General features: G+C 65.8%; 8 protein-coding genes. 3 read left to right on the top strand and 5 right to left on the bottom strand.

Going from position 1 to position 12147, the window contains the following annotated elements; genetic code table 11:
- Window positions 1–123: 123 nt before the first annotated feature.
- The 4 genes from alaS to aspS all read right to left on the bottom strand — a co-directional run bounded on the left by alaS (window position 124) and on the right by aspS (window position 7339).
- Window positions 124–2790 carry an alanine--tRNA ligase gene (gene alaS, locus HMPREF3151_RS05800; RefSeq protein WP_070474430.1) on the bottom strand — a complete coding sequence of 889 codons (2667 nt, stop codon included), beginning with the start codon at window positions 2788–2790 and terminating at the stop codon, window positions 124–126.
- Between the two features lie 73 nt (window positions 2791–2863).
- Window positions 2864–4225, bottom strand: coding sequence for a replication-associated recombination protein A (locus HMPREF3151_RS05795; protein ID WP_070474428.1), 1362 nt, complete (start codon window positions 4223–4225; stop codon window positions 2864–2866).
- 11 nt (window positions 4226–4236) lie between these two features.
- Complete coding sequence (locus tag HMPREF3151_RS05790; RefSeq protein WP_070474425.1) at window positions 4237–5499, bottom strand: aminoglycoside phosphotransferase family protein; 1263 nt, start codon at window positions 5497–5499, stop codon at window positions 4237–4239.
- Window positions 5500–5506: 7 nt separating this feature from the next.
- On the bottom strand, window positions 5507–7339 hold the full coding sequence (gene aspS / locus HMPREF3151_RS05785) for an aspartate--tRNA ligase (RefSeq protein WP_070474536.1): 1833 nt from the start codon (window positions 7337–7339) through the stop codon (window positions 5507–5509).
- A 158-nt stretch (window positions 7340–7497) separates the two neighbouring features.
- Here aspS and HMPREF3151_RS05780 point away from each other — a divergent pair, with 158 nt between their 5' ends.
- The 3 genes from HMPREF3151_RS05780 (at window position 7498) to HMPREF3151_RS05770 (ending at window position 10825) form a co-directional block, all read left to right on the top strand.
- Window positions 7498–8421: a KPN_02809 family neutral zinc metallopeptidase gene (locus HMPREF3151_RS05780; protein WP_070474420.1), complete on the top strand. Its 924-nt coding sequence runs from the start codon at window positions 7498–7500 to the stop codon at window positions 8419–8421.
- Between the two features lie 232 nt (window positions 8422–8653).
- Entirely contained in the window at window positions 8654–9376 is a 723-nt protein-coding gene (locus tag HMPREF3151_RS05775) for a CBS domain-containing protein (RefSeq protein WP_070474417.1), read from the top strand.
- A 54-nt stretch (window positions 9377–9430) separates the two neighbouring features.
- A complete protein-coding gene (locus HMPREF3151_RS05770) occupies window positions 9431–10825 on the top strand; it encodes an L-serine ammonia-lyase (RefSeq protein WP_070474414.1) in 1395 nt (464 codons plus the stop codon).
- Here the strand turns inward: HMPREF3151_RS05770 and hisS are convergent.
- A complete protein-coding gene (gene hisS, locus HMPREF3151_RS05765; protein WP_070474411.1) occupies window positions 10822–12120 on the bottom strand; it encodes a histidine--tRNA ligase in 1299 nt (432 codons plus the stop codon). The genes HMPREF3151_RS05770 and hisS overlap by 4 nt on opposite strands.
- Window positions 12121–12147 lie beyond the last annotated feature (27 nt).

Here is a 12147-nt window from a genome sequence, read left to right as displayed (position 1 = left end):
TCGACGGCTACGTGAGTAACAGACCGGTTAACGGCGGGGCGGTCAACTGGCCTTGGTTAAACCTAACCGTTTCCTGTGGAACCGGCGGGGCGCTGGCTCGGCGTGTCACGGATTACAACGTGGCTATCCCACGAGCGATTCACGCACCGCGCACAGCGCATCATCGATGCCGGCCGGGTTGGCGCCGGTGCCCTGCGCCAGATCCGGCTTGCCGCCGCCCTTACCGTCCACGTACTGGCCGATCAGCTTGACCAAGTCCCCAGCCTTCACACCAGATTCCACGGCCTGCGGCGTCGCAGCAGCGGCCAGGGACACCTTCTCGCCCGTTTGGGAAAGCAGCACGATCACGGCATCTTCCGCCTGCAGCTTGCCTCGCAGGTCGTTCGCGATCGTGCGCAGGTCGCCGGTGTTGATGCCTTCGGGCAGTTGCTTTGCGACGAGACGGTGCACGCCCACCGTTTGCGCCTCATCCGCCAAGTTGGCGGTGGAGGCCAAAAGCTGCTGGCGGTGCAGGTTTGCAATCTCCTTCTCGGCCGCGCGCAGGCGCTCGGTGAGCTGGGCGATACGGTCCGGCAGCTGATCGGTCGGGGCCTTCAACTCCGCGGCCAGACCGGACGCGAGCGCGGCCTCCTTGGACAGGAACTTGAAGGAATCCATGCCGGAGTAGGCCTCGATGCGGCGCGCGCCGGAGCCGACGGAAGACTCGCCGAGGACAGCCACGGGGCCGATCTGGGAGGCGTGCTCGACGTGAGTGCCGCCGCACAGCTCGATGGAGAACGGCCCGCCGATCTCCACCACGCGCACGGTGTCGCCGTAGCTCTCGCCGAACAGCGCCATCGCACCCATCTCCTTCGCGTGCTCGAGCGAGGTTTCAAGGGTGTTGACCGCAAAGTCCGCGTCCACCGCCTGGTTGGTGATGGTGGCGATCTCTTGCAGCTGCGCGTCGGTGAGTTGCTCGGTGTAGTTGAAGTCGAAGCGCAGGTAACCGGGCTTGTTCAAGGAACCAGCCTGGACTGCGGTGGGTCCGAGCACCTGGCGGATCGCGGCGTGGATCAAGTGGGTCGCGGAGTGCGCCTGGCGGGCGCCGTGGCGCCATGCCTCGTCCACTTCGGCGGTGACGGTGGAGCCCAGATCCAGCCCGCCGTTTTGCACTGTGGCCTTGTGCAGCCACAGCTTCTTGCCCACGCGCTGCACGTCGTTGACGTTGAGGATGGTCTCACCCATGACCAGGCGGCCGCGGTCGGCCATCTGGCCGCCGGACTCTGCGTACATCGGGGTCACATCCAGGATGACCTCCACCTCGTCGCCCTGGGCAACCTCCCCGACCTTCTCGCCGCCGCGCACCAGGCCGATGACCTTCGCGTCGTGGGTGAGCTGGTCGTAGCCCACAAACTCGGTCGGGTTCGCGTCCACCCATTCGCGGTAGAGCGACTCGTCCACGTTGCGGTGCTTCTTCGCCTTGTTGTCGGCCTTGGCGCGCTCGCGCTGCTCCTGCATAGCCGCGTTGAAGGCGTCCATGTCCACGTCCAGGCCAGCCTCGCGGGCCATCTCCACGGTCAGGTCGATCGGGAAACCGTAGGTGTCGTGCAGCTCGAAGGCTTGCGCGCCCGGCAGGACCTTGGCGCCGGATGCGGAGACGGCGGAGGCGGCTTCGTCGAAACGCGAGGTGCCCGCCTCCAGGGTCTTGGAGAACGCCTTCTCCTCGGCGACGGCGACGCGCAGGATGCGCTCGCGGTTGTCCGCGATCTCCGGGAAGGACGGGGTCATAGTGTCCATGATGGTGTTCATCAGCGTCTCCATGACCGGGCCGGTCGCGCCCAGCAGGCGTGCGGAGCGGATGATGCGGCGCAGCAGGCGGCGCAGGATGTAGCCGCGGCCCTCGTTGGACGGGGTCACGCCGTCGAGGATGATCATCATGCCGGTGCGCGCGTGGTCGGCGACGACGCGGAAGCGCACGTCGTCGTCCTTGTTGCCGGCGTCGTACTTCGCGCCGGTCAGCTCCACGGCAGCGTCAATGACGGGGCGCAGAAGGTCGGTCTCATACACGTTGTCCACGCCCTGCAGGATGCAGGCGACGCGCTCGATGCCCATGCCGGTATCGATGTTCTTCTGCGGCAGCTCTCCGACGATCTCGAAGTTGCCCTTCTTGTCGCCCTCGCCGCGGATGGACTCCATGAACACGAGGTTCCAGATCTCCATGTAGCGGTTGTCGTCGGCGATCGGGCCGCCCTCGACGCCGTACTCCGGGCCGCGGTCGTAGTAGATCTCCGAGCACGGGCCGCAGGGGCCGGGGATGCCCATGGACCAGAAGTTGTCCTCCATGCCCATGCGTTGGATGCGCTCTTCCGGGATACCGATCTTGTCGCGCCAGATCGAGGCAGCCTCGTCGTCGTCCAGGTAGACCGTCACCCACAGGCGCTCCGGGTCCAGGCCCAGCCCGCCGTCCTCGACAGCGCCGGTGAGCAGGGTCCAGGCGTGCGTGATTGCGCCTTCCTTGAAGTACTGGCCGAACGAGAAGTTGCCGGCCATCTGGAAGAACGTGTTGTGGCGGGTGGTGATGCCCACTTCCTCGATGTCCAGGGTGCGCACACACTTCTGGATGGAGGTGGCGGTGCCGTTAGCGAAATCCGGAGTCTGGTCGCCCAGGAAGTACGGCTTGAACGGCACCATGCCGGCGTTGACGAACAGCAGCGTCGGGTCGTCCAGAATCAGCGGGGCGCTCGGCACCGGGGTGTGGCCGGCCTCGACGAAGTGGTTGGTGAACCGCTCTCGGATCTCATGGGTCTGCACGCGTGATTGTCCTTTCAGCAGCGCCGGTTTTTATCCGCGCTTACTCTACCCCGCGCCCGGACGCAGCCCGGTGTCACCGCCCGCGGACGAGGGCACGCAGCCGCCCGATGAAGTCTTTGATGCGCCGCTCCGCGCCGTGGTCGGTGGGTTCGTAGTAGACGGCCTCTTCGAGGCCGTCGGGCATGTACTGCTGCTTGACGACGCCCAACGGATCATCATGCGGGTAGACATAGCCCACCGCATTGCCCATGGCCTTCGCGCCTTCGTAGTGCCCGTCGCGCAGGTGCGCCGGCACCGGCGGGGCGTGGCCTGCGCGCACGTCCGCTAACGCCCGGTCGATGGACTGGATCACCGACGGCGACTTCGGCGCCGTGGCCAGGTGGATCGTCGCCTGCGCGAGTGCGAGCCTCCCCTCGGGCATGCCGATGAACTGCACCGCGTTCGCCGCAGCGTTGGCGGTCTGCAGCGCGGTCGGGTCTGCCATGCCGATGTCCTCGGAGGCGTGGATGACCAGGCGCCGCGCGATAAAGCGGGGGTCCTCCCCCGCCTCGATCATCCGGGCCAGGTAGTGCAGGGCGGCGTCGACGTCTGAGCCGCGGATGGATTTGATGAACGCGCTGACGATGTCGTAGTGCTGGTCGCCGTCCCGGTCGTAGCGCACAACGGCACGGTTGACGTTTTCTTTCACCGTGTCGACGGTGATGGTCTCCCCCGGCTGCACCGCCTCGGCCGCGGCCTCCAAATATGTCAGCGCACGGCGGGCGTCGCCGCCGGCGAGGAGGACCAGCTGGTCGCGTGCGTCGTCGTCAAGCTCGAATTCGCCGTTGAACCCGCGCTCGTCCGCCATCGCGCGGTCCAGCACCCCGCGCAGATCGTCGGTGTCGAGGGACTCCAGCTTTAGCAGCAGCGAGCGCGACAGCAGTGGCGCAACCACGCTGAAGCTCGGGTTTTCCGTGGTCGCGGCGACCAACAGCACGGTGCGGTTTTCCACTGCGGCGAGCAGCGCGTCCTGCTGGGTCTTGGAAAAGCGGTGGACCTCGTCGATGAACAGCACGGTTTTCTCGCCGCGGATGAGATCGCGCCGTGCTTCGTCGATCACGGCACGCACTTCTTTCACGCCCGAGGACAGCGCCGAGAGCGCAACGAAGTTCTGACCCATCGCGGACGCGATCAGCGATGCGATGGTGGTCTTTCCTGTGCCCGGCGGGCCGTAGAGGATCACGGAGGCGGCCCCGGAACCGTCGATAAGCCTTCGCAACGGCTTGCCCTCGCTGAGCAGGTGCCGCTGGCCCGCAATCTCGTCGAGGGTTCGCGGGCGCATGCGCGCGGCCAGAGGTGCCGAGGCCCCCGCCTCGAAAAAGGCGGTGCCTCGGTTGCCGGAATCGCCGCGGCCGTCATTGCCACCAGCGGCTGCGAAGAGTCCCTCTTGCTCCACCAGAACCTCTCCTAGCGCAAGCGCTCGGCCAGCGTCTGGGCGAACTCGCTTATCGTGCGGTAAGCGGGGTCCTTGCCGGTGCCCGCGAACGCGGCGAGGGACTCGAACGTCTCGCGCAGATCCCGGCGCACAAGCACCTCATCTGCGGTAAACGGCCCCTTCGAAGGCGGTCGCAGCACATCACCGGCGTGGTCCGCGGAATGCTCTTCTGCATCCACGCTCGCCTCAAGCGGACCGAGGCCGGACACGTCGAGGCCTGCAGCCTCGAAGTCCTCCTTGAGCTTGGCGTCGTGCTCGAGCAATTCTGCCGGGCTGACCGGGTCCAGCATGGCCACGCTGCTCATCGCCCAGCCAATGAGCCCCGCGGTAATCCGTGCCTGGAGCGTATCCGGGTGCTCCACGCTGGGCCAGATGCCGCGCACCTCGCTCACCCACGCGTCGACGAAGGCGTCCGTGGCTGCGGCGTTGAACGGCTGCGCCGCGAGGAAGACCGGGAAGCGGGCAACCACAAACGCCACGTCGAAGGTGACGTCCCGAAAACCCGCCCACTCGTAATCCAGGAAATGGAAGGAGTGGCCGGTCTGGATGATGTTGTCCGGGGTCAGGTCGAACGGCGTGAACGCGCGCATGCCGCCGCGGAGCAGCCGCGTGCGCACGTTTGTGGCGGCGAACCGGACCTCCCCCGGAATCTCGATGCCGGCGTTTTCCAAAAACTCCACGCCGATGCGGATGCGGTGCGACAGCAAGCGGTCACGCAAGAGCTGCAGGTTCGCCGCGTTCTGCCGCGAACGCGTCATGCGCTGGAACAGCACGTTGAACGCGTCCTCGTCGTCCGCGGTGCCGGCGTGCATCTTGCCCAGCGCGCGGCCAAGGCGACGCAGGAGATCCACGTGGGTTTCCGCATCGGCGTCCTGCAGCAGGTCCGCGAGCGTGCGCCCGTCGCCCAGATCCGAAATGATCAGGATGCGCTGCGCAGTGTCGTAGCCCAGCAGCACCGGGCCCGGGCGCACTTCCTCGCTTAACGACGTGGCGAACTGGTAGGCCACCGTCTCACGCAAGAACGCCGCGTCCGCCAGCTCGTCGCCGGTGGCCGGCGAGTGCTTCACCACCACCGAGCGGTGCTGGAAAAACGGGTTGTTCACAACCCGCGCCCGAAACACGTCCGCAAGCCCTGAGCCGTCGAGCCTCTCGACGTCGACAAGCTCCTGCTCGCCGCCGTAGCGCTTGGTCAGAATGTCGGCGGCTGCGCGGATGATCTCCTGCGTATCGCCCATGGCTGGCCTACTTCTCGGCGCCCGCCGCCTCGGCCTCGGTGCCCTTAGCGTCCTTTGCCTCAGCGTCCTTCTTCGGCTTGAAGTCCACGCCGGTCTCCTTGCGCTGCTCCGCCGGGATCGGCGCCGGAGCGTCGGTCAGCGGATCCACGCCGCCACCCGACTTCGGGAAGGCGATGACGTCGCGGATGGACTCAAAGCCGCCGAGCAAGGAAACAATGCGGTCCCAGCCGAAAGCGATGCCGCCGTGCGGCGGGGCACCGTACTGGAAGGCGTCCAGCAGGAAGCCGAACTTCTCCTCCGCTTCCTCGTCGGTGATGCCCATGACCTCGAACACACGCTTCTGCACATCGTGCTCGTGGATACGGATGGAGCCGCCGCCGATCTCGTTGCCGTTGCAGACGATGTCGTAGGCGTAGGCGAGCGCCTCGCCCGGGTTCTCCTCGAAGTTGTCCAGGAATTCCGGCTTCGGCGACGTGAACGCGTGGTGCACTGCGGTCCACTTGGAGTGGCCGAGCGCTACATCGCCAGAAGCAGTGGCATCCGCGGCGGGCTCGAACAGCGGTGCGTCAACGACCCAGGTAAATGCCCAGTCGCCGTCCTTGATCAGGTCCAGCTTGCGCGCGATCTCGCCACGGGCTGCCCCCAGCAGCGCGCGGGACGCCTTGGTCTCGCCGGCGGCGAAGAAGATGCAGTCGCCCGGCTTCGCGCCGACGTGCTCGGCGATGCCGGCCTTCTCCTCGTCGGTGATGTTCTTGGCCACCGGGCCGGTCAGCTCGCCGTCGTCCTGCACCAGGATGTAGGCCAAGCCCTTCGCGCCCCGCTGCTTCGCCCACTCCTGCCAAGCGTCGAGCTGGCGGCGCGGCTGGGACGCGCCGCCGTCCATGACCACAGCGCCGACGTACTCCGCCTTGAACACGCGGAAGGTGGTGTCCTTGAAAAACTCGGTGCATTCCACCAGCGGGATGTCGAAGCGCAGGTCCGGCTTGTCGGAGCCGTACTTTTCCATCGCTTCCTTGTAGGTCATGCGCGGGATCGGCGTCTGGATGTCGTAGCCGATCAGCTTCCACAGCTCGACCAGGATCTCCTCAGCAAGCTCGATGATGTCGTCCTGGTCCACGAAGCTAGCCTCAACATCCAGCTGGGTGAACTCCGGCTGGCGGTCCGCACGGAAGTCCTCGTCGCGGTAGCAGCGTGCCAGCTGGTAGTAGCGCTCCATGCCCGCCACCATGAGCAGCTGCTTGAACAGCTGCGGCGACTGCGGCAGGGCGTACCACGAGCCCGGCTTCAAACGTGCGGGGACCAGGAAGTCTCGCGCACCCTCCGGCGTCGAACGCGTCAGCGTGGGAGTCTCAATCTCCGTGAAGTCGTGGTTGTCCAGCACGCGGCGTGCCGCCTGGTTCGCCTTCGCGCGCAGACGCATCGCCTTTGCCTGGCGCTCACGGCGCAGGTCGAGGTAGCGGTAACGCAAACGAGCTTCTTCGCCGACCTCGCTAGAGGACGCGTCCTCGATCTGGAACGGCAGCGCCGCGGCCTTGTTCAACACCTTCAGGTCGGTGACGTTGACCTCGATCTCACCGGATGCCAGGTTCGGGTTGGCAGAACCTTCCGGACGCGGCTCGACGGTGCCGGTGACCTGAACGACGTACTCGCTGCGCAGGTCGTGCGCAGCCTCAGCGACCTCAGACTCACGGAAGACCACCTGGGCCAGCCCGGAGCGATCGCGCAGGTCGATAAAGATCACGCCGCCGTGGTCACGACGACGGGCCACCCAGCCGGTGAGAGTGACAGTTTGGCCTTCGAGTTCTCTATTCAGGTTCCCCGCAAGGTGAGTGCGCAGCAAGGTATCCACGTCCTTCCACGTGATGGCAAATCTAACCTGGCAAAGTTTACCCGGCGCTGTGGCTCCACGCGTCCGGCCCCCTCTTGCCGCAGGCTCGACACAAGTGCCAAATGACCCAGATCCCACACTTGCCCTAGTTATTTGGCAGAATCCTGACCATGACTTTCAGAGGCGACTACGCACAGGGCCAAGGCGGCAACGTCAATACCAGCTCCGGTGGCGGCCGCGGAGGCGGCGGCTTAGGAAACGGCGCAATGATGCTGCTGCCGCTCCTGCTGCGCGGAGGCGGCGGAGGCACGATCATTTTGGTCCTGCTTGCCCTGCTGTACTTCAGCGGCGCATTCGACGGAATCCTCGGTGGCGGAGGCGACTCCCAGTCGCAGTCCCAGGGCGAGTACTCCCTGGAGCACTGCCAGGAGCAGGGTTCCTCCAACGAGTACGACGACTGCCGCGCGGCGGCGACCATGGGTTCACTGAACACCATCTGGGCCGAGGTGTTGCCGGCGCAGTCTGAAACCCAGTTCACTAAACCGGAAATGACCATCTTCAAAGGCAGCGTGAATTCCGGATGCGGCTTTGCCAGCTCAGACACTGGCCCGTTCTACTGCCCGCAGGACACCACCGCGTACCTGGACGTGAGCTTCTTCGACCAGCTGTCCCAACTCGGCGGCTCCAACGGCCCGCTCGCGCAGGAGTACGCCACCGCCCACGAATACGGCCACCACATCCAGAACCTCGAGGGCACCCTCGGCCTGAGCGACTACAAGAACCCGGGCGAGGATTCCGCCGCGGTGGCAATCGAGCTGCAGGCCGACTGCTACGCGGGCCTGTGGGCGCACCACGCTTCCAAGGGCGAGAACGCAGCTCTTGAGCCGATCAGCGACGAGCAGCTGCAGCAGGCGCTGCAGGCGGCGCAGTCCATCGGCGACGACAACATCCAGAAGCGCTCCGGCGGCGAGGTCGATCCGGACGCGTGGACGCACGGCTCTTCGGAGCAGCGCATGCAGGCGTTCAAGTCCGGCTACGAAACCGGCCAAATGTCCGCCTGCGACACGCTCAACCGCGGCGTGTACAAGAGCTAAACCGCCGACTCACCGCGCACGGGACCAAGGACCAGCAGATGCACGAGATCTAGCGTATCCCTCTCTCCTTTACCCCGACGGGGCTGGATCCAGCTAGTGGCACCTCATTTATCGCCCCCTGGGGCCGATTAGCTGGACCTTGATAGCTGGATCCGCGGATGGGGCCCGCGCCATAAGCCCACCGAAACCCTTGCTTCCCACTCCAAAACGGCACGTCGCTACAGTGGCCGGCATGAGCAATGCTGAGCCCAACCGCGCCGTGCCGTTTCTTGCTGCGTTCAATTCCATCGAGAAGTTCTTGCGCAGCGAGCTGGACGCGAAACGGTCCGACTCGTTTTCCTGGATGGCCCGGCTGGCGGCGGAGAAAGGCATCATCACCCTCGAGCAGTCCGAGACGCTGCAGGAGTTCGCTGATCTGCGCAACGCGATCAGCCACGGCGAGTACGACAACCTGCGCCCGATCGCCGAGCCGCTGCCCGAAACTGTTGCGGAGATCGAGCGGATCCGAGATGCTCTGCTCGCCCCGACACTTGCGCTGGATGTGGTGGAGCACCAGCGGGTGGTCACCTTCTCCCCGGACACGGACATCCATGAGCCCCTCAAGGTCATCGCATCCGATGGCCTCGCCCAGTTCCCAGTCTACGAGGGCGGCGAGTGCGTCGGTTTGCTCACCACCAATGCGATTGCGCGTTGGCTAGCCGCAGAGTTGCGAGACGACGACACCATTTCCACAGGGACTGTGGCGGAGGTGCTTGAGCACAGCGGCAAGCTGGATGAGCCGATCTTTCTTTCGCGCACCGTGACCGCTGCCGCTGCGGTTGAGGCGTTGAGCACCCCGCTGAGCTCTGGTGCAGTGCCACGTCTTGCCATCATCACGGAACACGGAAAGCCGTCGCAGAAGCCCATCTCTGTGCTGGGGGCGACAGACATTCCGGCGCTTGCGCAGGAAAGTTAATATTCCGGCTTCGCTGTGGCGCCGCCCACCTTTTCGTGCGGTAGTATCCCCGGCATGTCTGCAAACTTTGTGAGCGTTGTTGACCTGTTCAGCATTGGCATCGGCCCGTCGTCCTCCCACACCGTGGGCCCGATGCGTGCAGCCCAAGCCTTCATAGACAAACTCGACACTTACCCGGCCAAAGTACTGGTGGAGCTGCGGGGATCTCTCGCTGCCACCGGCGTTGGCCACGGCACCGACCGAGCAGCCTTACTTGGGCTTGTCGGCTACACCCCCACCACTACATCGGCTGATATCGAGCCGAAACCGGGCGAGCCGATCCCCGCTACGGGAACTGTCTCCGGCCCCACCGGCACCGTGGAATACGAGCTCCGGTTCGATCCCGCCCCAGTTGCCGCCCACCCGAACTGCCTCATCTTCGACGCGTGGGATGCGAACGGCAACGTGCTCGCTGAGCGCGAGGACTACTACTCCGTCGGCGGCGGCTTCATCCAGGACCGCTGGGAGATGGAGGCGCACCGCGACGAATCCGGCGTGGCGGCCGCCCGCGAGATCCCCTCGGTGCCCTACCCCTTCAACACTGCTGCCGAGCTGATGCAGCGTTGCGACGAGACCGGCTTGACCATCGCCGACATCATGCGCGCCAACGAGGAATCCATCCACGGCCGTGAAAAGCTCGACGCCCACCTAGACGCGGTGTGGAACGTGATGCAGGAGTGCGTCGCGCATGGCTTAAAGACGGAGGGCACGCTGCCCGGCGGGCTCAACGTCAAGCGCCGCGCGAACCGTCTCCACCGTCTGCTCACCGCCGAGTACGAGGCTTCCACCGCCCGCGGGCTGGACGCGATGGAGTGGGTCAACCTCTACGCGCTAGCCGTCAACGAGGAAAACGCCGCGCACGGCCAGGTGGTCACCGCTCCGACGAACGGCGCCGCCGGCATCATCCCTGCGGTGATGCACTACTGCCGCGACTTCACCGACGATTTCACCGTCGAGCGCGCCCGCGAGTTTTTGCTCACTGCCGGCGCGGTCGGGTCGATCATCAAGACCAACGCGTCGATCTCGGGTGCGGAGGTGGGGTGCCAGGGCGAGGTCGGCTCGGCGTCTTCCATGGCTGCCGCAGGCATGTGCGCCGCACTCGGGGGCACGCCTGCCCAGGTGGAAAACGCCGCCGAAATCGCCCTCGAGCATAACCTCGGCCTGACCTGCGACCCCGTCGGCGGCCTGGTGCAGGTGCCGTGCATCGAGCGCAACGCCATCGGCGGTGTGAAGGCCATCAACGCTGCGCGTCTGGCCAAGCTGGGCGACGGCACCAACATCGTCACCCTCGACGACGTGGTGGAGACCATGGCCGCCACCGGCCGCGACATGATGACGCAGTACAAGGAGACGTCCATGGGCGGCCTGGCAGTGCAGCTAGGACTGCCGGTGAACATCACCGAGTGCTAGAGCTTAGGCTCCGCTCCCGTAATTGCCTGGGTTACAGCCTGGACCGACAGCGCCACGGACTTTTGCGAGTGCTCCGCGAGGTTCTTCACAGCCACCTCGCCGGCCTCCAGTTCACGCTCCCCGAGCACGAGCGCGTACCTTGCGCCGGCGCGGTCGGCACCCTTCATCGATCCCTTGAGCCCGCGCTTGCCGTAAGACATGTCGGCGGAAACGCCGGCGGCGCGGAGCTCGTCGATAAGCTTGCTCATCTTCACGCGCGCCTCGTCGCCGATCGCGATGCCGAAGACGTCCACACGGTGTGTCGCCTCTTCCAGCTCCACGCCCTCAGCTTCAAGCGCGAGCACGGCGCGGTCCACGCCGAGGCCGTAGCCGATGCCTGACAGGTCCGGGCCACCAATCTGGGCCATCAGACCGTCATAGCGGCCGCCGCCGCCGATGCCGGACTGCGCGCCCAGCCCGTCGTGGACGAACTCGAAGGTGGTCTTGGTGTAGTAGTCCAGCCCGCGAACCATGCGGGGGTTGATCACATACGGCACGCCGAAGCTGTCCAGCGCCGCGGTGACGGCCTCAAAATGGGCGCGGCACTCGTCGCAGAGGTGATCCAGCATCAGCGGCGCATCCGCGGTCATCTCGCGGACTTCCTCACGTTTGTCGTCGAGCACGCGCAGCGGGTTGATCTCCGCGCGCTTGCGGGTTTCCTCGTCCAACGGCAGGTCGAAGAGGAACTGCTGCAGCTTCTCGCGGTACGCCGGACGGCAGTTCTTGTCGCCCAGGCTGGTCAACTCAAGGCGGAACCCGCTCAGGCCGATTGCGCGGTAGCTGCGGTCCGCCAACGCGATGACCTCGGCGTCCAGCAGCGGGTCGTCCATGCCGATGGCCTCCACGCCCACCTGCTGCAGCTGGCGGTAACGGCCAGCCTGGGGGCGCTCGTAGCGAAAGAACGGGCCGTAGTAGTTCAGCTTCACCGGCAGGTAACCGCGGTCCATGTTGTGCTCGATGAACGCGCGCATGACACCCGCGGTGCCCTCCGGGCGCAGCGTCACGGAGCGGCCGCCGCGGTCTTCGAAGGTGTACATCTCCTTGCTCACCACATCCGTGGACTCGCCCACACCGCGGGCGAATAGCGTCGTGTCCTCGAACACCGGCAGCTCGATGTGCTGGTAGCCGGCGATGCGAGCCTGGCGGGCGAACTCGTCGCGCACATGGATAAACGCCGCCGATTGCGGCGGCGCATAATCCGGCACGCCCTTCGGGGCGGAAAGCTTCTGAAACTGGTCGTTCTTGTTCTCGCTCACACCGGGCAAGTCTAATGCAGCCGTCCC

The organism is Corynebacterium sp. HMSC05H05, assembly GCF_001807265.1.
Classification (GTDB): domain Bacteria; phylum Actinomycetota; class Actinomycetes; order Mycobacteriales; family Mycobacteriaceae; genus Corynebacterium.
Note: the sequence above shows the minus strand (reverse complement) of the source record. Positions and strands in the feature narration are given on the sequence as shown.

Coding starts and splice junctions, on each gene's coding strand:
- HMPREF3151_RS05770 (WP_070474414.1), top strand. CDS start 9,431: ATGTCTGCAAACTTTGTGAGCGTTGTTGACCTGTTCAGCATTGGCATC.
- HMPREF3151_RS05790 (WP_070474425.1), bottom strand. CDS start 5,499: ATGGGCGATACGCAGGAGATCATCCGCGCAGCCGCCGACATTCTGACC.
- HMPREF3151_RS05775 (WP_070474417.1), top strand. CDS start 8,654: ATGAGCAATGCTGAGCCCAACCGCGCCGTGCCGTTTCTTGCTGCGTTC.
- HMPREF3151_RS05780 (WP_070474420.1), top strand. CDS start 7,498: ATGACTTTCAGAGGCGACTACGCACAGGGCCAAGGCGGCAACGTCAAT.